We start from the raw sequence: 21167 nt of genomic DNA, 5'->3' as shown, positions 1-21167 counted from the left end.
CCATCGCGCAGGCCGTATTGCGGGTCGAGGTCTTGCGGGCGGCAAGAATCGGCGCCAGCGGCTTCAACCATGCCCTGCACAGCGCTGGATTCCCAGGCTTGCGAGACCAACGCTTCTTTGGCTTCAGCCGAGCTGGGCGAGGCCTTGATCACGGCGATAACCGGGTCGATGTTGGACAGGGCAACCGCCTGACCTTCAAGGATATGGCCGCGCTCGCGGGCTTTGCGCAGCAGGTAAACAGTACGGCGGGTGACCACTTCACGGCGGTGAAGAATAAAGGCCTCGAGCAGATCCTTAAGATTAAGGATCTTCGGCTGACCATCAATCAGCGCCACTACGTTAATACCAAACACGCTTTGCAGCTGGGTTTGCGCGTAGAGGTTGTTAAGGATCACCTCAGGCACTTCGCCGCGACGCAGCTCAATAACGATGCGCATACCGTCTTTATCGGACTCGTCGCGCAGCTCGGTGATGCCTTCGAGCTTTTTCTCTTTCACCAGCTCGGCGATTTTTTCAATCACGCGGGCTTTGTTGAGCTGGTACGGCAGCTCGGTGATAACGATTTGCTGGCGGCCGCCGACCTTGTCGATGTCTTCGAACATGGCCCGGGCGCGAATCTGGATACGGCCACGGCCGGTGCGGTAGGCCTCAATGATGCCAGCGCGACCATTGATGATGGCGGCGGTCGGGAAGTCCGGACCGGGGATGTACTGCATCAGCTCATCAATCGTGAGCTCGGGGTTTTCGATCAACGCCAGACAGCCGTTGATAACCTCGGTGAGGTTATGCGGCGGAATATTGGTCGCCATACCCACGGCGATACCGCTGGAACCGTTGACCAGCAGGTTCGGAATCTTGGTCGGCATAACCGCCGGAATGATTTCGGTGCCGTCGTAGTTGGGCACCCAGTCGACCGTTTCTTTGTCGAGGTCAGCCAGCAGCTCGTGCGCCAGCTTGGTCATGCGTACTTCGGTGTATCGCATGGCAGCGGCGTTGTCGCCGTCTACCGAACCGAAGTTGCCCTGACCGTCGACCAGCAGGTAACGCAGGGAGAATGGCTGCGCCATACGGACGATGGTGTCGTAAACCGCGGTGTCACCGTGGGGGTGGTACTTACCGATTACGTCACCGACCACACGGGCGGATTTCTTGTAAGCCTTGTTCCAGTCGTTACCCAACTCGCTCATCGCATACAGCACGCGGCGGTGCACGGGCTTGAGGCCATCACGTGCATCGGGCAAGGCGCGCCCAACGATTACGCTCATTGCGTAGTCGAGGTAGGACTGTTTCAGCTCGTCTTCGATATTGACCGGGAGGATTTCTTTGGCCAGTTCGCCCATGGGAAGCCTGGTTCCTTTTTCTGGTGAAACTCCGCCCATTCATCCTGAATGACGCGAAGCTCGCCGTCGCGGCCTTGGGGCCAGCAACGACTCATGACAAATCAACGAGTTATGGCATGGATCTGCGCAGTAGGGGCAGCCTCTGCAGGCCACCCTGAAAACTGACGGAGGGTACCACAACGAGTGCCCCGAACCTATCCCCGCAGAGCACGCCGAGCGTCAGGCGAGGCCATATAAATGACATCACGCGAGACTGGTTAATCTCTGATCAATGCAGGCGTTTACGGCACATTAGCAAGGCCATTTTTGCCTTGTCGGGACGCTCGACCACGCCCTTCTCGGTGACGATGAAATCAATCAGGTCAGCCGGGGTAACGTCGAACACCGGATTGACCGCCGGCACATCGGCGGCGACGCGCTTGCCGGCCAGTTCGAGCAGCTCACTGCCGGCGCGCTCCTCAATGGGAATGTCGTCGCCGCTTTCCAGGTTCATATCAATGGTCGAGCCCGGCGCCACCACCATAAAACGCACGCCGTGGTGCATGGCATTCACCGCCAACTGATAGGTGCCGATCTTGTTGGCCACATCACCATTGGCGGTGATGCGGTCAGCACCGACGATCACCCAAGTGATGCCTTTGGTTTTCATCAGGTGAGCAGCGGCGGAGTCGGCATTCAGGCTGACCGGAATACCTTCATTGAGCAGCTCCCAGGCAGTCAACCGCGAGCCTTGCAGCCACGGGCGGGTTTCGTCGGCATACACGCGCTCAACCAGGCCATCCAGATACGCCGCGCGAATCACCCCCAGCGCCGTACCAAAGCCGCCAGTGGCCAGCGCGCCGGTGTTGCAGTGGGTCAACAGGGTTTGCAGATTGCCTTGATGGCGGCGAATCAGGTCGACACCCAGCTGCGCCATGGTCAGGTTGGCTTCGCGATCGCTTTCGTGGATGGCCTCGGCCTCGGCGTTCATGATCGCCAGGGCATCGTCGCTGTCTTTCAGGCGATACAAGCGCTCACGCATGCGGTTCAGCGCCCAGAACAGATTGACTGCGGTGGGGCGCGAGTTATTCAGCACCTCGAAGTCTTCTTCCAGGGCCATTTGCCAGTCATCGCCTTCGGCTAGACGCGCCTTCACGCCCAAGGCCAGCCCGTAAGCAGCGGCGATACCAATGGCTGGCGCGCCGCGCACCACCATATCTTTAATGGCCTCGGCAACCGCAGCAGCCGAGTCATAACGCAGCCAGGTTTCTGCAAACGGCAGCGCACGTTGATCCAGCAGATACAACGCACCATCGCGCCAATCGATGGCTTTCACCTTCTCTGCCGCCAACAATTGCTCGCGCATCACCAACCCCATACTCAGAAGCGAAAAGCCGCGGATTATAGCGAGCCCCTGACTTAGGTGCTCGGGTATACTTCGCGGGCTTGAAAATCTGCCCTGGCATGCCACCAGCGGCAATAGCCTCCTCAGTTATAAGCCACTGGACGCCGCCATGCCCAACACCGCCGCCCCGCTCGACCTATTGCTCCTGCCGACCTGGCTGGTGCCTGTCGAGCCTGCTGGCGTGGTGTTGCAAGAGCATGGCCTGGGTATTCGCGACGGTCGTATTGCCCTGATCGCGCCGCGCGCCGAGGCCTTGCGCCACCCCGCAACCGAAGTGCGCGAGCTGCCGGGCATGCTGCTAAGCCCCGGCTTGGTCAACGCCCATGGCCACGCGGCGATGAGCCTGTTTCGCGGCATGGCCGACGACAAGGCGCTGATGAACTGGCTGCAAGACCATATCTGGCCGGCCGAGGCCAAATGGGTGGATGAAGGCTTTATTCACGATGGCACCGAGCTGGCGATTGCCGAGCAGTTGCAAGGTGGCATCACCTGTTTTTCCGATATGTACTTCTACCCGGAAGTGTCCAGCGAACTGGTGCACACCAGCGGCATTCGCGCGCAGATCACCATTCCAGTGCTGGACTTCCCCATTCCCGGCGCCCGCGACGCCGATGAAGCGCTGCGCAAAGGCCTGAACCTGTTTGACGACCTGCGCCTGCACCCGCGCATCAAAGTTGCCTTTGGCCCCCATGCGCCCTACACGGTCAGCGACGACAAGCTGGAAAACATCCGCATGCTCGCCGACCAGCTGGACGCCGGCATTCATATGCACGTCCACGAAACCGCCTTTGAAGTGCAGCAAAGCCTGGAGCTGCATGGTGAGCGGCCAATGGCCCGCCTGGCGCGCCTGGACCTGCTGGGGCCGCGCTTCCAGGCCGTGCACATGACGCAAATCAACGATGAAGATTTGCACCTGCTGGTAGAAAGCAACGCCAGCGTCATCCACTGCCCGGAGTCTAATCTCAAGCTGGCCAGTGGCTTTTGCCCGGTAGAGCGGCTGTGGCAAGCCGGCGTCAACGTCGCCATCGGCACCGACGGCGCGGCCAGCAACAATGACCTCGACCTGCTCGGCGAAACCCGCACCGCGGCCATGCTGGCCAAAGCGGTGGCTGGCTCGGCGACAGCCCTGGATGTGCACCGTGCCCTGCGCATGGCCACCTTAAATGGCGCCCGGGCGCTGGGCCTGGAAGATGAAATTGGCTCGTTGGAGATTGGCAAAGCCGCCGATATCGTCGCCTTCGACCTGACTGAATTAGCGCAACAACCGGTGTACGACCCGGTGTCACAACTGATTTATGCGAGTAACCGCAACAGCGTCAAACATGTATGGGTCGGCGGTAAGCAGTTGCTCGACAACCGCCGCTTAACCCGCATGGACGAAGAAAAACTGCACGCCAGCGCCATCGCCTGGGGCCAGAAGATTTCCGCCGGCCGCGCCTAACGCGAAAGGGCCGCCGCACAGCATTCGTTTCGAGGAAGTTAACTATGAGCAACGTCGACCACGCCGAAATCGCCAAATTTTCCGCTCTGGCTCATCGCTGGTGGGACCGCGAAAGCGAGTTCAAACCGCTGCACGATATCAACCCGCTGCGGGTTAACTGGATTGACGAACGGGTCAATCTGGCCGGCAAAAAAGTGCTCGATGTCGGCTGCGGCGGCGGCATTCTCAGTGAAGCCATGGCGCAACGCGGCGCCACCGTTACCGGCATCGACATGGGCGAAGCGCCGCTGGCGGTTGCGCAACTGCACCAGTTGGAATCCGGCGTGAGCGTGGAATACCGCCAGTGCACCGCCGAGGCTTTGGCTGAAGAAATGCCTGCGCAGTTTGATGTGGTTACGTGCCTGGAAATGCTTGAACACGTGCCCGACCCAGCCTCGGTGATCCGCGCCTGCTTCACCATGGTCAAGCCAGGTGGCCAGGTGTTTTTCTCCACCATCAACCGCAACCCCAAGGCCTATTTGTTCGCCATTGTTGGCGCCGAATACCTGATGCGCTTGCTGCCGCGCGGCACCCACGACTTCAAGAAATTTATCCGTCCTTCCGAACTCGGCGCCTGGAGCCGTGCTGCCGGCTTGCAAGTGAAAGACATCATTGGCCTGACCTACAACCCGCTGACCAAGCACTACAAATTGGCCAACGATGTTGACGTCAACTACATGATCCAGACTGTGAAGGAAGCCTGATGCGCCTGCGAGCCGTTCTTTTCGATATGGATGGCACCCTGCTCGACAGCGCGCCAGACTTTATCGCCATTGCCCAAGCCATGCGCGCCAGCCGTAGCTTGCCGCCGATTGCTGACAAAGCGATCCGTGACCACGTTTCCGGTGGCGCCCGCGCCATGGTGCTGCGCGCCTTTGATGTCGACCCGATGTCCGCCGAGTTTGAAACCCTGCGTTTGGAGTTTCTTGAGCGTTACCAGGAACACTGCGCCGTGCTGACCAAACCGTTTGACGGCATTCCCGAACTGCTGGCTGACATTGAACACGCCAAGCTGATCTGGGGCGTGGTGACCAATAAGCCGGTGCGTTATGCCGCGCCAATCATGGAACAGCTGGGGCTGGCCGAGCGTTCGGCGATTCTGATTTGCCCGGACCATGTGACTAACAGTAAGCCGGACCCGGAGCCGTTGCTATTGGCCTGTTCGCGCTTGGGCCTGGACCCGGCCAGTGTGCTGTATGTCGGCGATGACCTGCGCGATATCGAATCTGGCCGCGCCGCTGGCACCAAGACCGCAGCGGTCACCTATGGCTATATCCATCCTGACGACAACCCCCGCCACTGGGGCGCCGACGTAGTGGTTGACCACCCCAAGGAACTGCGCACCGTGCTCGATAGCGCCCTGTGCAGTTGCTGACCGTTACCGTGCTTTGGCTTTAGAAAAGAGAGATTGCTGATGTTTGATTATTCCGCCCGCCCCGACCTGCTCAAGGGCCGCACCATTCTGGTCACCGGCGCTGGCCGTGGGATTGGCGCCGCTGCGGCAAAAACCTATGCCGCCCATGGCGCCACCGTGTTGCTACTGGGCAAGACCGAAAGCCACCTGAGCGCGGTCTATGACGAAATCGAAGCGGCAGGCCACCCGCAGCCGGTCGTCATCCCGTTCAACCTGGAAACCGCCCTGGCGCACCAGTACGACGAACTGGCGGTGATGATCGAAAACGAGTTCGGCCATATCGACGGCGTGCTGCACAACGCCTCGATCATCGGTCCGCGTACGCCGCTTGAGCAGCTGTCGGGCGACAACTTTATGCGCGTGATGCAAGTAAACGTGAACGCCATGTTTATGCTCACCGCCACCCTGCTGCCGCTGCTTAAGCTGTCGCCGGATGCCTCGGTAATCTTCACTTCCAGCAGCGTCGGGCGCAAAGGTCGGGCGTATTGGGGCGCTTATGGCGTGTCCAAATTCGCCACCGAAGGCCTGATGCAAACCCTGGCCGATGAAGTGGCCGACATCACCAACGTGCGCGCCAACAGCATCAACCCCGGCGCTACCCGCACCGATATGCGCGCCCACGCCTACCCCGGCGAAAACCCGGCGAACAACCCGCTGCCTGCTGACATCATGCCGGTGTACCTGTACCTGATGGGGCCGGATAGCCAAGGCGTAAACGGCCAAGCGTTCGACGCCCAGTAACGGCGTTAGCGTTAAGCCCGCCCATTGCGCGGGCCAACGTTATGTTTGCTCGCGGTAACGCTCGTATTATTGCGCCAGTATTTTTCGGATCGGTCAGCGCCATGAAATTCGCCATCGCCCTGTTTTCTCCGCCCCATGCGCCCTCCTCGCGCCGCGCCCTGCGTTTCGCCGAAGCGGTGTTGGCCGGCGGGCATGAAATTGTGCGGGTGTTCTTTTATCAGGACGGTGTCTATAGCGCGGCGGCGACGCCCGTGGTGCCGCAGGATGAGCAAGACACTGCGGCCGCCTGGAGCACCTTTATCCAAGGCCAGCAACTTGATGGCGTGGTATGCATTGCCGCCGCCCTGCGCCGTGGCGTGCTCAATGACGAAGAAGCCCGGCGTTATGAGCGCGACGCCGCCAGCCTGGGCAAACCCTGGGAGCTTTCCGGACTCGGCCAACTGCATGAAGCCACGCAATTGGCTGATCGCCTTGTTTGTTTCGGAGGGCCGTGAGATGGCCAAGTCGCTGCTAATTGTTTGCCGGCAGGCGCCATGGTCCGGCCCTGGCGCGCGCGAGGCGCTGGATATCGCCCTGGCCGGCGGTGCCTTTGATTTACCCATCGCCATGCTGTTTCTCGACGATGGCGTGTTTCAGTTGCAGCCCGCGCAAAAGGCCGCATCGCTGCAGCAAAAAGACCTGACTGCCAACCTGCAAGCGCTCGCCCTGTTTGGCGTGGAATCGCTTTATGCATCCTCGCGCAGCCTTGAGGAACGCGGCCTGAGTGCCACGGCGCTGAGCCCGACGGCAGAAAACCTCGACGACGCCGCCCTCACCGCCCTTATCGCCCAACACGACCAGGTGATCACGCTCTAATGGCCACCCTGCACCTACTTTCCCACTCGCCGTTCAGCGATTCGCGCCTGGTGAGCTGCCTGCGCCTACTCGGCCCTGGCGACGCTGTGCTGTTGACCGGCGACGCCACCTACGCCCTGCAACCCGGAACCGCGCAGTTGCAAGCCTTGAGCCTGATGCCGGAAGGCATCAACCTCTACGCCTTGGAAGAAGACCTGCAAGCCCGCGCCATTACCCCGCCGTCACGCGCCCAGGCCGTGGACTATCCGGCATTTGTTGAGCTGTGCGCGCGCTTTGCCAAGGTCAACAGTTGGCTATGAGCGAGCTTATCGTTGCCGAGCGCGCACTGGCCCTGGATAAAGACGGCTTTTTAGTCGATCTCAATGACTGGTCACCCGCCGCTGCCGAGGCCTTGGCGGCTAGAGAAGAAGTGGCCCTTAGCCCCGAACACTGGGAAGTGTTAAACCTGCTGCGTGAGTTCTACGCCGAGTTTCAGTTGTCGCCAGCAACCCGGCCGCTAATCAAATATGTCGCGCTAAAACTCGGCGCCGACAAAGGCAACAGCCTGCACCTCAATCGCCTGTTCAAAGGCACCCCAGCCAAATTGGCCGCCAAACTGGCGGGCCTGCCAAAGCCGACCAATTGCCTATGACCGCTCAGCCGCTGACCCTGACCACCCCCGCCGAACACCCGTTCGCCCAGTACGTGCGCATGCTCGGCAAAGGCAAGCGCGGCGCGCGCAATATGACTCAGGATGAAGCCCGCGAGGCCATGGGCATGCTGCTCGACGGCCAGGTGGAAGACACCCAACTGGGCGCGTTTCTGATGCTGATGCGCCACAAAGAAGAAGGCCCGGAAGAACTGGCCGGCTTTACCCAGGCGGTGCGCGCGCGTCTGAATGCGCCACGCATTCAGGTCGACCTCGACTGGCCCTCCTACGCTGGCAAAAAACGCCAACTGCCTTGGTATCTGCTCGCGGTTAAATGCCTGGCCAATAACGGCGTGCGCATCCTGATGCATGGCGGCGGCGCCCACACCGCCGGGCGCCTGTATAGCGAACAGCTGATTGAGTTGCTCGGTATCCCGTTGTGCCGCGACTGGGCGGCGACCGAACAGGCGCTGGCCCAACACAACCTAGCGTTTTTCCCGCTGCAAGATTGGATGCCGCAGCTGCAACAGATGATCGACCTGCGTAACACCCTGGGCCTGCGCTCGCCTATTCATTCGCTGACCCGTGTGCTCAACCCGCTGAATGCCACGTGCGTGCTGCAAAGCATTTTCCACCCCGGCTACCAGGCGCCCCACCGTGAAGCCAGCCAATTGCTCGGCGACCGCTCGATCGTGATCAAGGGTGACGGCGGCGAAATCGAGATCAACCCGGATGCCACCTCGCACCTTTACGGCACTGAAGGTGGCGTCAGTTGGGACGAAGAATGGCCGGCCTTGTCGGCGCAGCGCCATGTCAAACCGGAGCGGCTGGAGCCTGAGCACTTAGTCGCCTTCTGGCGTGGCGAAGTAGAAGACAGTTATGGCCGCCTCGCGGTAATCGCGACCATTGCCCTCGGCCTGCGCGCGCTGGGCAGCTCTCGCGAAACGGCATTTGCCCAAGCGGAAAACTACTGGCAAAAGCGCAATACATCGATTTAACCGATGATGAACGCAGGCATTTTGCGCCATTCGTTCGAACCGATCGGCATAAACTCTTCTCCAACGCAAAAGCGCAGAGGATTTGAGTAATGGGTTTATTAGTCGACGGCCAGTGGCAAGACCAGTGGTACAACACCGCCGATGGCGGCCGCTTTAAACGCGAAAACGCCCAACGCCGTAACTGGGTCACCGCCACCGGCGAGCCTGGCCCCAGCGGCGAAGGCGGCTTTAAGGCCGAGGCCGGGCGCTATCATTTGTATGTTTCGCTGGCCTGCCCATGGGCGCACCGCACCCTGATTTTCCGCCAACTCAAAGGCCTGGAAAGCCTGGTCGACGTCTCCGTGGTCAGCTGGCTAATGCGCGAAAACGGCTGGACCTTCGACAAAGCCCACGGCTCCACTGGCGATGCGCTGGACGACCTGAAATTGATGTACCAGCGCTACACCGCCGACGACGCCCACTACACCGGCCGCGTAACCGTGCCAGTGCTCTGGGATAAAAAGCTCAAACGCATCGTCAGCAATGAGTCGTCGGAAATTATCCGCATGTTTAATTCGGCGTTTGACCAGTTGACCGGCAACCACCTGGACCTCTACCCAGAACAGCTGCGCGGCCAGATCGACGCGCTGAACGAACGCATCTACCCCAACGTCAACAACGGCGTATACCGCGCAGGCTTTGCCACCACGCAAGAGGCCTACGAAGAAGCCTACGACGGCGTATTCAGCACCTTGGATTGGCTGGAAAACCTGCTGGAGAAAAACCGCTACTTAGCGGGCGACGCCATTACCGAAGCCGACTGGCGCCTGTTTACCACCCTGATTCGCTTCGACGCGGTGTACCACGGCCACTTCAAGTGCAACCACAAGCGCATTGAAGATTACCCCAACCTGTCGAACTGGCTGCGTGAGCTGTACCAGTGGCCGCGCGTAGCTGAGACCGTGGACTTCGAACATATCAAGCACCACTACTATGCCAGCCATCTGACCATTAACCCGACCGGGGTGGTGCCGAAGGGGCCGTTGCAGGACTTTAACCTGCCACATGATCGCGCCCGTCTGACCCAGTAAGGTGCGCACAGCACACGCTACAAAGGCGATAGAGCTGAGGAGCGAACACAATCCGTAGGGTGTGCTGCGCGCACCAAGGCGCCCTACGGATCTGCCCAGGCAAGGATTAAACCCCGGCCTGCGCCCCTTCAAACCAAGCCAACTTCTCGCGCAGCACCACCACTTCCCCAACAATCACCAATGTCGGCGCATGCACTTCGTGCTCGGCCACCAATTGCGGCAGGTTGCCAAGGGTGCCGGTGAAAACCCGCTGGTTGCTGGTGGTGCCCTGCTGAATCAAGGCCGCTGGGGTATCACTGGCGCGGCCGTGGGCGATCAGTTGCTGGCAAATCGACGGCAGGCCGACCAAGCCCATGTAAAACACCAAGGTTTGCCCCGGCGCTACCAAGTCTGGCCAGGGCAAGTCGGTACTACCGTCTTTCAAGTGCCCGGTGACAAAGCGCACCGACTGCGCATAGTCGCGGTGGGTCAGCGGAATGCCGGCATAGGCGGCACAACCACTGGCTGCGGTAATGCCCGGCACAACCTGGAACGAAATGCCATGGGCGGCCAGCTCTTCAATCTCTTCGCCGCCACGGCCGAAGATAAACGGGTCGCCGCCTTTTAAGCGCAGCACGCGTTTGCCTTGTTTTGCCAAGGTCACCAATTGCTGATTGAGCTGCTCCTGCGGCACCGCATGGGCGGCGCGCTGCTTACCGACATAGATACGCTCAGCATCGCGGCGGCACATATCGACAATAGCCGGCGCCACCAGGCGGTCGTAGAGCACTACGTCAGCCTGTTGCATCAGGCGCAAAGCGCGGAAGGTCAGCAGATCGGGGTCACCGGGGCCAGCGCCCACCAAATACACCTCGCCTTTGACTTCGCCGCTTTCGCTGTCCAGCCGCGCTTGCAGCAACCGCTCGGCCTCACTGCCCTGCCCGGCCAACATACGTTCGGCCACTGGGCCTTGGAACACGTCTTCCCAAAACACCCGCCGCTGCTGCAAGTCGGGAAAACGCTCTTTTACTGGCGCGCGAAAGCGTTTGGCCAGGCCGGCCAATTGCCCGTAGGCAGCGGGAATCCAGGTTTCCAGCTTGGCGCGAATCAAGCGGGCCAGCACCGGTGCGTCGCCACCGCTGGAGACCGCCACCAGCAATGGCGAGCGGTCGACGATGGCGGGAAAGATCACACTGCACAGGGCTGGCGAGTCGACCACATTGACCGGCATGCCTCGCGCCCGGGCATCTTGCGACACCTCGGCGTTCAGCGGTTCGTCATCAGTGGCCGCAATGGCCAGCACGCAGCCATCCAGATCCGCCGCACCGTAGCCACGCAACAACTGCTCGCCACCGGTAGAGACCACCAAGGCCGCCAACGGGCTGTCGATATGCGGCGCGACAACCCGCAGCACCGCGCCGGTTTCGGCCACCAGGCGCGATTTGCGCAAGGCAATTTCGCCGCCGCCAACCACCAGCACGCGTTGCCCGCGCAGGTTATGAAACAGCGGCAAAAACTCCATTAACCGATAACCTCAAGGCCGCCCATATACGGCTTGAGCACGTCCGGCACGCGAATCGAGCCATCGGCTTGCTGGTAGTTTTCCAGCACGGCAACCAGGGTGCGGCCTACGGCCAGACCGGAACCGTTAAGGGTGTGCACCAACTCTGGCTTGCCGGTTTCCGGGTTGCGCCAGCGCGCTTGCATGCGGCGGGCCTGGAAGTCGCCACAGTTGGAGCAGGAAGAAATTTCGCGGTACTTGTCCTGGCTCGGCACCCACACTTCGAGGTCGTAGGTTTTTACTGCACCAAAGCCCATATCGCCGGTGCACAGGGCCAGCACGCGGTATGGCAGGCCGAGCAGTTGCAGCACTTTCTCAGCATTGGCGGTCAGGCCTTCCAGCGCTTCGTTGGAGGTGCTTGGCTCAACAATCTGCACCATCTCAACCTTGTCGAATTGGTGCTGGCGGATCATGCCGCGGGTGTCGCGACCGGATGCACCGGCCTCACTGCGGAAGCACGGCGTATGGGCGACGAACTTCAACGGCAGTTGCTTGGCGTCGAGAATCTCGCCGTTAACGATATTGGTCAGCGACACTTCGGCCGTGGGGATCAGGTACAGATCGGCTTCGCCGTCGCGGCTGATTTTGAACAGGTCCTCTTCGAACTTGGGCAACTGACCGGTGCCTTGCAGCGCCGGGGCCTGCACCAGATAAGGCGTGTAAGCCTCTTCGTAACCATGCTCGCCGGTGTGCAGGTTGATCATAAATTGCGCCAGGGCGCGGTGCAGACGGGCAATCGGCCCACGCAGAATGGCGAAGCGTGCGCCGGAGAGCTTGGCGGCACGTTCAAAGTCCAGCCAGCCGTGCAGCTCACCCAGGGCGACGTGATCCTGAATCGGGAAATCAAACGTGGTCGGCGTGCCCCAGCTGCGCACTTGCACGTTGTCATCTTCGTCTTTGCCCACCGGCACCGACTCGTGCGGCAGGTTGGGAATGCCCAACAGAATGCTGTCGAGCTCGGCCTGAATACCTTCCAGCTGTACTTTGCCGTCGGCCAACTCGGTGGCCATCCGGTCCACATCAGCCATCAACGGCGCGATATCTTCGCCACGGGCCTTGGCCTGACCGATGGATTTCGAACGGGCGTTACGCTCGGCCTGCAACTGCTCAGTGTTGCTCTGCACGGTTTTGCGCTGCGCTTCGAGCGACTCGATGCGCGCCACATCCAGCTGGTAGCCACGGGTGGCGAGGCGCTCGGCAATGGCGTGCAGTTCGCTACGGATCAGTTTCGGATCAAGCATGTCGGTCTCTCATCATCAGAGTTTGGTCAGGAGCAAGCCCGCCCAGGTGGCGAGCAGGCCGCCGAACACACTAAGCGCCGCATAGCCCAGGGCCAGTGGCAATTGCCCGCTTTCCAGCAAGCGCAGTGTGTCGAGGGAAAAAGAAGAAAACGTTGTCAGGCCGCCAAGAAAGCCGACGATCAAACCTGCGCGCAATTCTATCGGCAGTTCCGGGCGCATCAAAAAGAAACCGTACAACAAGCCAATCAGCAGGCACCCGACGATATTGACCAGAAAGGTGCCAAGGCTGAAATGCTGCGGCCAGTTGGCGGCAATCCAGGTACCGGTGGCAAAGCGCACCAAGGTGCCGGCGGCGCCGCCTACGGCCACCGCGAGAATCAGTTTAATCATGGTTTTCTCCGCTGCCGGGGGCTGGCTTGGTCCTGCGCCGCCAGGTGGTTGAGTTTCTCGCGAATCTTCAGCTCCAGGCCGCGTGGCACGGGCTGGTAATACTGACGCGGCTCAAGGGCATCGGGAAAGTAGTCTTCGCCAGCAGCGTAGGCATCCGGCTCGTCGTGGGCATAGCGGTATTCGTCGCCGTAGCCCAGCTCTTTCATCAGCTTGGTCGGCGCGTTGCGCAGGTGCAGCGGCACCTCTTGCGAGCCCTGCTCAGCAGCGTCACGCATGGCCGCCTTAAAGGCGTTGTACACGGCGTTGCTCTTCGGCGCGCACGCCAGGTAAACAATGGCTTGGGCAACCGCCAGCTCACCTTCGGGGCTACCGAGGCGCTCCTGCACATCCCATGCATTCAGGCACAGGGTCAGGGCGCGAGGATCAGCGTTGCCGATATCTTCGCTGGCCATGCGCACTACACGGCGGGCGATATACAGCGGGTCGCAGCCACCATCAATCATCCGCGCAAACCAGTACAACGCGCCGTCGGGGCTGGAGCCGCGTACCGATTTATGCAGCGCGGAAATCTGGTCGTAAAACGCTTCGCCGCCTTTGTCGAAACGGCGACGGCTGTCGCCGAGCAGATTAAGCAACAGGTCGACGCCCAGTTCGCCATCGTCTTCGGCTAAGTCAGCGGCGTTTTCAAGAAAATTCAGCAGGCGGCGGCCATCGCCGTCGGCAGCGGCGAGGAGAATCTTAAAGCTCTCGTCCGGCAAGGTCAGGTGGCGATCCCCCAAGCCCTTGGGGTCGTTGAGGGCGCGCTGGACCAATTTGCGCATAGCAGCTTCGTCGAGGCTTTTCAGCACATACACACGAGCCCGCGACAGCAGCGCGTTGTTTAGTTCAAACGAAGGGTTCTCGGTGGTGGCGCCGATAAAAATCAGCGTGCCGTCTTCCACATAGGGCAGAAAGGCATCCTGCTGCGACTTGTTGAAACGGTGCACTTCGTCAACAAACAAGATGGTGCGCCGGCCATATTGCGCGGCATGTTGCTGGGCGATTTCCACCGCCTGGCGAATCTCTTTAACCCCAGACAACACTGCCGACAGCGTTTCGAAATGGGCGTCTGACACCTGCGCCAACAGGCGTGCCAAGGTGGTTTTACCCACGCCTGGTGGCCCCCAGAAAATCATCGAATGCAGCGCGCCCTGCTCCAGCGCTTCGCGCAGCGGTTTGCCACGGGCCAATAGATGCTCCTGACCGACGTACTCATCCAGGCTGGCTGCGCGCAAACGGGCAGCCAGGGGTTGAGCAACGGGGGTATTGCGGAACAAGTCCATGGGCTAAACGCAGTGCCTTAAAGGGAGAGCGGGATTATTCCTGAATAACATCGGCGCCAGCCGGCGCTTCAAAAACGAACTGCTTCGGGTCAACCGCTGGGTTCATCTTCACGCCGAGAAACAGAATGTTGGTGCGCTGGCCGGTGCTATCCATCATCTGCATATCGTTGATCACGCCACGACGGAACGACAGGCGCAGGCTTTCAAACAAGCTGTCGTTGCCCTTGGGCTTAAGGTTGAAGTCCACCACATCACCGGCTTCTTTGTAGGTGATATCGAAGTTCTGGCGAATTTCCGATACGTCGCCGGACAGCAACAGCGCCGGGGTGTGGGTCTGGCGCTGGTCGAGCTTTTGAATGGTCACTTGCTGCAAGTCCGGGTCGTACAGCCATACCTGCTGGCCGTTGGAGACCAACAGTTGCTCCTGCGGCTCGTCGGTGTGCCAACGGAACAACCCTGGGCGTTTCAGCGCCAGCTCACCTGCAGTTTCCTGCAGCGAGGTGGCGCCACTGGCGTCCACGGTGATCTGCGAAAAGCGCGCAGTGATGGTCTGGGCCTGGCTGAGCAACTGGGTCAGCTTTTGCACCGCAGCTTCATCATCGGCTTGGGCCGGGATGGCGGCGAAAGCCATAGCAGCCAGCAACAGCAAACGGATCAGGCGCATGTAAATCCTCGTCAATGGGTCATACGTAAAGGGGTATACGGGGCGTCAATCGCGGATTGGCGCCGGGGCAATCACATCGCGCGAGCCGTTGGTGTTCATGGCGGTAACCACACCGGCCATTTCCATGGCTTCGACCATACGCGCGGCGCGGTTGTAGCCAATTTTCAGTTTGCGCTGCACGGCTGAAATCGAGGCACGACGGCTTTCGGTCACAAAGCGTACGGCTTCGTCGTACAGCGGGTCGTCTTCACTGCCCTCGCTGCCTTCGCCACCACCGCCGCCACCTTCGAAGCCGCTACCGGCCTCTTCAACGCCATTAAGAATGTCGTCGATATAATCCGGCGCGCCGCGCAGTTTCCAGGCTTCCACCACGCGGTGGACTTCTTCGTCGGAAACAAAGGCGCCATGCACACGAATCGGCAAGCCAGTGCCAGGCGGCAGATAGAGCATGTCGCCGTGGCCAAGCAGTTGTTCGGCGCCGCCCTGGTCGAGGATGGTCCGTGAGTCGATTTTGCTCGATACCTGGAAGGCCATACGGGTGGGGATGTTGGCCTTGATCAGACCCGTGATCACATCCACCGACGGCCGCTGGGTAGCGAGAATCAGGTGAATACCGGCAGCCCGCGCTTTCTGCGCAATACGGGCGATCAGCTCTTCGACCTTTTTGCCAACGATCATCATCATGTCGGCGAATTCGTCGACTACAACCACGATGGTCGGCAGGGTTTTCAGCAGCGGCGCTTCGTCGTGAATGCTTTCGCGCTTGTACAGCGGGTCTGGGATTGGCTCGCCGGCCTCTTCCGCGTCTTTAACCTTGCGGTTAAAACCGGCGAGGTTACGCACGCCCAGCTTGGACATCAGCTTGTAGCGGCGCTCCATCTCGGCAACGCTCCAACGCAAGGCGTTGGCCGCTTCCTTCATGTCGGTAACGACCGGGCACAGCAAGTGCGGAATGCCTTCGTAGATCGACAGTTCAAGCATTTTCGGGTCGATCATGATCAGGCGCGCATCTTCCGGGCCGGACTTGAACAGGATCGACAGAATCATGGCGTTCACGCCCACCGACTTACCGGAACCGGTGGTACCGGCGACCAGCAAGTGCGGCATACGCGCCAAGTCGGTAATCACCGGGCGGCCGCCAATGTCGTGGCCCAAGGCCAGAGTGACGGGGGATTTGGCGTCGTCATATTCAGGCGACGACAGCACTTCGGAGAAGCGCACGATCTGCCGGTCTTCGTTGGGAATCTCGATACCGACCGTGGTTTTGCCCGGAATCACTTCCACCACGCGCACGCTCATAACCGCGAGCGAACGGGCCAAGTCGCGGGCCAAACCGGAAATACGGCTGACTTTGATACCGGCAGCCGGCTGGATTTCGAAACGGGTAATCACCGGGCCCGGATGCACCGATTCGACGATAACCTCGACACCAAACTCCTTGAGCTTGATCTCCAGCAAACGCGACATGGCTTCCAGGGATTCCGGGGAGAATTTCTTCTGCTTCTTTTCTGCCGGATCAAGGATCGAAATCGGCGGCAAGGTGCCTTCCACAGCGCTGTCGACAAACAGCGACACCTGCTTCTCTTTCTGCACACGCTTGCTCGGCTCGGCGGCCTTGGGCGCGGCTGGCGGCGTGATAATCGGCGCCGGGCGGCTTTCGCGCTCGGTCATATGTTTGCTCAGGGCCTCATCGCGCTCGATGATGCGTTCCTTGACCTTGGCTTGCTCGCGCCGGTCGTGAACGGTAGGCGCGGCCACTTCGTTGACGCGGTCATCGACTTCACGCAACTGGGCGACCAGCTGTTTGCGCTCGACCCGCGAGCTCCACCAGTTGTTGATCAGGCTGTTGATCAGCTCGAACAGGTCGAGGGTGATCTTGCCGGTGATATCCATAACCTTGAACCACGACAGGTCGGCAAACACGGTCAGGCCAAACAGGAACAAGGCGATAAACAGCAAGGTACTGCCCTGCACATTAAGCGCAGATACAGCCAGTTGACCGAGGCTTTCGCCCAGCGCACCGCCAGCGGAAGCCGGCATGCTTGAGCCGGAGTGGAAATGGATATAGGCCAGGGCGGCACCAGATAGCACCAGGAACACCAAGCCGATCAACCGCCAGGAAAACAGCCAGCCATTCCATTGCCACGGCTGGTGGCGATTGCGGAAAACCTGCACGGTTTTAATCACCAGCAGGCCAGGAAAGAGATAGGCGAAATAGCCGAGCGCCATAAACAGAATGTCGGCGAACCAGGCGCCGGCGCGGCCAGCGGCGTTCTGCACTTGCACCACGTTGCTGGTGTGGGTCCAGCCCGGATCGTTCTGGTCGTAGGTCAGCAATGCCATCCACAAATAGAGGCACAGCGCACCAAGGGCGATCAATGCACCTTCCTTGAGCCGGTAGTGCAATTGTTGACGCCAGACTGGTGCTTGAGCGGTGGTGGTGGAATTCTTCAAAACGCGTCTTTTCCTGCGCCTGTGGCGCGCCCAACTGAACGATTGGCGGCGAAAACTCGGCCATTGTACGGATTTACCCGCGTGTTGCCACGCGCCAGGGCTTGCCTGCGGCGCGTTTTGCCGGCCTCTGCTGCTTCGGTGTAGCATAGCCGCCAACATCTTTCGTGCGGCCCAATTTGAGCACGCATTCTCTTTTGTGACAAAGGCTTATGGGGTCTTTTTATGAGCGACGTCAAGCATTCACGCCTGATCATCCTGGGCTCCGGCCCTGCCGGCTACAGCGCTGCTGTATACGCCGCACGGGCCAACCTTAAACCTTTGGTTATTACCGGTATTCAACCGGGCGGCCAACTGACCACCACCGTTGAAGTCGACAACTGGCCCGGTGACGTCGAAGGCCTGACAGGCCCGGCCTTGATGGAGCGCATGCAAAAACACGCCGAGCGCTTCGACACCGAGATTGTCTACGACCACATCCACACCGCTGAGTTGCAGAGCAAGCCGTTTACCCTCAAAGGCGACAGCGGCACTTACACCTGCGACGCGCTGATCATCGCCACCGGCGCTTCCGCGCAATACCTGGGCCTGCCGTCTGAAGAAGCCTTTGCCGGCCAAGGCGTTTCGGCTTGCGCCACCTGCGATGGTTTTTTCTATCGCAACCAAGTGGTGGCGGTAATCGGCGGCGGCAACACCGCCGTGGAAGAAGCCCTGTACCTGTCGAACATCGCTAAAGAAGTGCACCTGGTGCACCGCCGCGACAAGCTGCGCGCCGAGAAAATCCTGCAAGACAAGCTCTTCGAAAAAGCCGCCACCGGCAATATGCGCCTGCACTGGAACCAGAACCTGGACGAAGTGCTGGGCGACAATAAAGGCGTAACCGGCGTGCGCTTGCGTGACAGCCACACCGGCGAGACCTCGGAACTGGCACTGGCTGGCGTATTTATCGCCATCGGCCACAAGCCCAACACCGACCTGTTCACCGGCCAGCTGGATATGCGCGACGGCTACCTATTGATCAAAGGCGGCAGCGAAGGCAATGTCACCGCGACCAATATCGACGGCGTGTTTGCTGCCGGCGACGTGGCCGACCATGTATACCGTCAGGCCATCACCTCGGCTGGCGCTGGCTGCATGGCGGCGCTGGATGCCGAGAAGTATCTCGACCTGTAAGTGCGCTTCTGGCGGGCCTTTGCGGCCCGCCCTCCTCTCCTCGGCCGGGCCTGACCATGCTCACTTGGCTGCAACGTTCCAGCTACGAATTCCCTCCCTTAGAGAAAGCCCTGCGCGATCCCGAAGGCCTGTTGGCGGCTGGCGGCGACCTCAGCGCCGAACGCTTGGTGGCGGCGTATCGGCATGGCTGCTTTCCATGGTTTGCCGAAGGCCAGCCGATTTTGTGGTGGTCGCCAGATCCGCGCACCGTGCTGTTCCCCGCTGAAATGCATGTATCGCGCAGCCTGGCTAAGGTCATTCGCCAAGGGCGCTATGAGGTGAGCTTCGACCAGGACTTTGCTGCCGTTATCGAGGCCTGCGCCGGCCCGCGCAGCTACGCCGACGGCACCTGGATCACCGACGCCATGCAGGCGGCCTACTTGAAGCTGCACCAGCAAGGTTTCGCCCATTCGGTGGAGGTGCGCGAGAACGGCGTGTTGGTGGGCGGGCTGTATGGGCTGGCGATGGGGCAGCTGTTTTTCGGTGAGTCGATGTTTAGCCATGCCGACAACGCCTCCAAAGTTGGCTTCTCCACGTTGGTCGCCAAGCTCAAGGAATGGGGCTTTGTGCTGATCGACTGCCAGATGCCCACGCAGCACCTGCACAGCTTCGGCGCCCGGCCCATTCCCCGCGCAGAATTTGCCGAATTTCTGGCTCGTCACCTCGATCAACCCAGCACCGCTGATTGGGTTGCCTAGTCGAGTCTGAAACCCTGGCATACACTTAAGCCCAGGCTCTCAAGAGTGTTAACCATGACCGAGCTGGCGCGCCTTAAGTTCTATGCCACTCAACCCCATCCTTGCAGCTATCTGCCCGGCGAACAGGCCACTACGCTGTTCCTCGATCCCAGTCAGCCTATGGATGTGGAGGTGTATGCCGAACTTTCGGAAATGGGCTTTCGCCGCAGCGGCGACCACCTCTACCGCCCCCATTGCCAAGGCTGCACCGCCTGCGTGCCAGCGCGTATTCCAGCGGCACTGTTTGAGCCTAACCGCCAGCAACGGCGCATTCTCAAACGCAACGAAAACCTGCAAGTGCGTGCCGTACGGCCGAGTTTTAACGAAGAGTATTACGCGCTCTACGCCCGCTATATCGAAGAGCGCCACGCCGATGGCGATATGTACCCGCCTAACCGCGACCAGTTCGCTACGTTTCTAGTGCGCGACCTGCCCTTCTCGCGCTTTTACGAATTCCGCCTTGATGGCCGCCTGGTCGCCATTGCCGTGACCGACGTACTGCCCAACGGCCTTTCGGCGGTTTATACCTTCTACGACCCTGACGAAGAGCGCCGCAGCCTAGGCCGCTTCGCCATCCTCTGGCAGATCGCCGAAACTCGGCGCATTGGCCTGCACGCGGTGTACTTAGGCTACTGGATCAAGAGTTGCCGCAAGATGAATTACAAGACCCAATACCGCCCCATTGAGCTGTTCGTCAATCAACGCTGGATAACCCTCACCTGAATACCTTGGCGGCGCGAGCTATTTTCGGGCACAATGCACGCCGCTTTTGCCTGGCGCCAGTTGCACCGGGCCATTCATTGGTAACCGAGGGCTTTACTGCATGTCGAAAGAAGACAGCTTCGAAATGGAAGGCACTGTCGTCGACACCCTACCTAACACCATGTTTCGTGTGGAGTTGGAAAATGGGCACGTCGTAACCGCGCATATCTCCGGAAAGATGCGCAAGAACTACATCCGCATTCTTACCGGTGACAAAGTACGTGTTGAGTTGACGCCGTACGATTTGAGCAAAGGCCGCATCACTTACCGCGCGCGCTAAGCCAGTCCAAATAAAAATGCCCAGCAATTGCTGGGCATTTTTGTTGGCGCGGCGCTCATAAACAAAGAGAGCCGCTGGAAGAAATGGCTACGCCATTTCCGCCGTGGTTTCAAACTCAAAGGTCATCTCACCGTCCAGCACGTCGATGTGTACCACACCGCCATGCTCGGCCAGTTCGCCGAAGAGGATCTCTTCCGCCAGCGGACGCTTGATCTTGTCTTGAATCAAACGCGCCATTGGGCGAGCACCCATTTGCGTGTCGTAGCCGCCCGTTGCCAGCCAGTTACGCGCCGCGTCACTGACTTCCAGCGTAACGTGCTTGTCCTCAAGTTGCGCTTGCAGCTCGGTGAGGAACTTGTCGACCACACTTTTGATCACTTCGTGGCTCAGGCGGCCGAACTGGATAATGGTATCCAGACGGTTTCTGAACTCTGGCGTGAAGCTCTTCTTGATCACTTCCATGGCGTCGGTGGAGTGGTCTTGATGGGTAAACCCAATCGAGGCCCGCGCTGCCGTTTCGGCACCGGCGTTGGTGGTCATGATCAGAATCACGTTGCGGAAGTCCGCCTTGCGGCCGTTGTTATCGGTCAGGGTGCCGTGATCCATCACTTGCAACAGCAAGTTAAAGACTTCCGGGTGCGCCTTCTCGATTTCATCC

General features: G+C 60.2%; 23 protein-coding genes. 14 read left to right on the top strand and 9 right to left on the bottom strand.

Going from position 1 to position 21167, the window contains the following annotated elements:
- Together AAAB16_RS06800 and mtnA are read right to left on the bottom strand one after the other, a co-directional pair.
- The coding region (locus tag AAAB16_RS06800) for a DNA gyrase subunit A (RefSeq protein WP_340662655.1) at positions 1–1340 on the bottom strand (1340 nt) is incomplete at its 3' end.
- A 268-nt stretch (positions 1341–1608) separates the two neighbouring features.
- Positions 1609–2685 (bottom strand): S-methyl-5-thioribose-1-phosphate isomerase, encoded by a 1077-nt coding sequence (gene mtnA / locus AAAB16_RS06795; protein WP_340662654.1) that lies wholly within the window; start codon positions 2683–2685, stop codon positions 1609–1611.
- 148 nt (positions 2686–2833) lie between these two features.
- On the opposite strand from mtnA, the gene AAAB16_RS06790 reads away from it, so the two are divergent.
- From AAAB16_RS06790 to AAAB16_RS06745, 10 genes are all read left to right on the top strand, one after another.
- A complete protein-coding gene (locus tag AAAB16_RS06790; RefSeq protein WP_340662653.1) occupies positions 2834–4165 on the top strand; it encodes a TRZ/ATZ family hydrolase in 1332 nt (443 codons plus the stop codon).
- A 44-nt stretch (positions 4166–4209) separates the two neighbouring features.
- Positions 4210–4908, top strand: a complete 699-nt coding sequence (gene ubiG / locus AAAB16_RS06785) for a bifunctional 2-polyprenyl-6-hydroxyphenol methylase/3-demethylubiquinol 3-O-methyltransferase UbiG (protein ID WP_340662652.1) — start codon at positions 4210–4212, stop codon at positions 4906–4908.
- Entirely contained in the window at positions 4908–5579 is a 672-nt protein-coding gene (mupP, locus tag AAAB16_RS06780) for an N-acetylmuramic acid 6-phosphate phosphatase MupP (protein ID WP_340662651.1), read from the top strand. Before ubiG ends, mupP begins: the two co-directional genes overlap by 1 nt.
- Positions 5580–5618: 39 nt before the next feature.
- Positions 5619–6359 (top strand): YciK family oxidoreductase, encoded by a 741-nt coding sequence (locus AAAB16_RS06775; protein WP_340662650.1) that lies wholly within the window; start codon positions 5619–5621, stop codon positions 6357–6359.
- A gap of 101 nt (positions 6360–6460) precedes the next feature.
- Entirely contained in the window at positions 6461–6853 is a 393-nt protein-coding gene (gene tusD / locus AAAB16_RS06770; RefSeq protein WP_340662649.1) for a sulfurtransferase complex subunit TusD, read from the top strand.
- Position 6854: 1 nt separating this feature from the next.
- Positions 6855–7214 (top strand): sulfurtransferase complex subunit TusC, encoded by a 360-nt coding sequence (gene tusC / locus AAAB16_RS06765; RefSeq protein ID WP_340662656.1) that lies wholly within the window; start codon positions 6855–6857, stop codon positions 7212–7214.
- A complete protein-coding gene (gene tusB, locus AAAB16_RS06760; protein WP_340662648.1) occupies positions 7214–7513 on the top strand; it encodes a sulfurtransferase complex subunit TusB in 300 nt (99 codons plus the stop codon). The genes tusC and tusB overlap by 1 nt, the downstream gene beginning before the upstream one ends.
- Positions 7510–7845, top strand: coding sequence for a TusE/DsrC/DsvC family sulfur relay protein (locus AAAB16_RS06755; RefSeq protein ID WP_340662647.1), 336 nt, complete (start codon positions 7510–7512; stop codon positions 7843–7845). Before tusB ends, AAAB16_RS06755 begins: the two co-directional genes overlap by 4 nt.
- Positions 7842–8840 (top strand): glycosyl transferase family protein, encoded by a 999-nt coding sequence (locus AAAB16_RS06750; RefSeq protein WP_340662646.1) that lies wholly within the window; start codon positions 7842–7844, stop codon positions 8838–8840. The genes AAAB16_RS06755 and AAAB16_RS06750 overlap by 4 nt, the downstream gene beginning before the upstream one ends.
- 89 nt (positions 8841–8929) lie before the next feature.
- Entirely contained in the window at positions 8930–9910 is a 981-nt protein-coding gene (locus tag AAAB16_RS06745) for a glutathione S-transferase family protein (RefSeq protein ID WP_340662645.1), read from the top strand.
- Positions 9911–10016: 106 nt separating this feature from the next.
- Here AAAB16_RS06745 and cysG read toward each other — a convergent pair whose 3' ends face one another.
- The 6 genes from cysG to ftsK are packed head-to-tail and all read right to left on the bottom strand — an operon-like array spanning position 10017 to position 17521.
- The gene (gene cysG / locus AAAB16_RS06740; protein ID WP_340662644.1) at positions 10017–11411 is read right to left on the bottom strand and encodes a siroheme synthase CysG; all 1395 of its coding nucleotides are present in this window, start codon (positions 11409–11411) and stop codon (positions 10017–10019) included.
- Complete coding sequence (gene serS / locus AAAB16_RS06735; RefSeq protein WP_340662643.1) at positions 11411–12691, bottom strand: serine--tRNA ligase; 1281 nt, start codon at positions 12689–12691, stop codon at positions 11411–11413. The genes cysG and serS overlap by 1 nt, the downstream gene beginning before the upstream one ends.
- Before the next feature lie 15 nt (positions 12692–12706).
- Positions 12707–13081 carry a fluoride efflux transporter CrcB gene (crcB, locus tag AAAB16_RS06730; protein ID WP_340662642.1) on the bottom strand — a complete coding sequence of 125 codons (375 nt, stop codon included), beginning with the start codon at positions 13079–13081 and terminating at the stop codon, positions 12707–12709.
- Positions 13078–14403: a replication-associated recombination protein A gene (locus AAAB16_RS06725; RefSeq protein WP_340662641.1), complete on the bottom strand. Its 1326-nt coding sequence runs from the start codon at positions 14401–14403 to the stop codon at positions 13078–13080. Before AAAB16_RS06725 ends, crcB begins: the two co-directional genes overlap by 4 nt.
- 34 nt (positions 14404–14437) lie before the next feature.
- On the bottom strand, positions 14438–15067 hold the full coding sequence (gene lolA, locus AAAB16_RS06720; protein WP_340662640.1) for an outer membrane lipoprotein chaperone LolA: 630 nt from the start codon (positions 15065–15067) through the stop codon (positions 14438–14440).
- A gap of 45 nt (positions 15068–15112) precedes the next feature.
- A complete protein-coding gene (gene ftsK, locus AAAB16_RS06715) occupies positions 15113–17521 on the bottom strand; it encodes a DNA translocase FtsK (RefSeq protein ID WP_340662639.1) in 2409 nt (802 codons plus the stop codon).
- Positions 17522–17743: 222 nt separating this feature from the next.
- On the opposite strand from ftsK, the gene trxB reads away from it, so the two are divergent.
- The 4 genes from trxB to infA all read left to right on the top strand — a co-directional run bounded on the left by trxB (position 17744) and on the right by infA (position 20509).
- Positions 17744–18691, top strand: a complete 948-nt coding sequence (gene trxB / locus AAAB16_RS06710; protein WP_340662638.1) for a thioredoxin-disulfide reductase — start codon at positions 17744–17746, stop codon at positions 18689–18691.
- 56 nt (positions 18692–18747) lie between these two features.
- Positions 18748–19428 carry a leucyl/phenylalanyl-tRNA--protein transferase gene (aat, locus tag AAAB16_RS06705; protein ID WP_340662637.1) on the top strand — a complete coding sequence of 227 codons (681 nt, stop codon included), beginning with the start codon at positions 18748–18750 and terminating at the stop codon, positions 19426–19428.
- Between the two features lie 54 nt (positions 19429–19482).
- Positions 19483–20190 (top strand): arginyltransferase, encoded by a 708-nt coding sequence (locus AAAB16_RS06700; RefSeq protein ID WP_110614427.1) that lies wholly within the window; start codon positions 19483–19485, stop codon positions 20188–20190.
- 100 nt (positions 20191–20290) lie between these two features.
- A complete protein-coding gene (gene infA / locus AAAB16_RS06695) occupies positions 20291–20509 on the top strand; it encodes a translation initiation factor IF-1 (protein WP_002553999.1) in 219 nt (72 codons plus the stop codon).
- Between the two features lie 87 nt (positions 20510–20596).
- Here the strand turns inward: infA and AAAB16_RS06690 are convergent.
- Positions 20597–21167, bottom strand: a 571-nt coding sequence (locus tag AAAB16_RS06690) for an AAA family ATPase (protein ID WP_340662636.1), incomplete at its 5' end; no start/stop codon positions are given.

This window comes from Pseudomonas sp., assembly GCF_037994325.1.
Lineage (GTDB): Bacteria > Pseudomonadota > Gammaproteobacteria > Pseudomonadales > Pseudomonadaceae > Aquipseudomonas.
The sequence above is the reverse complement of the archived record's forward strand: the minus strand, read 5'-3'. Positions and strand labels throughout refer to the sequence as shown.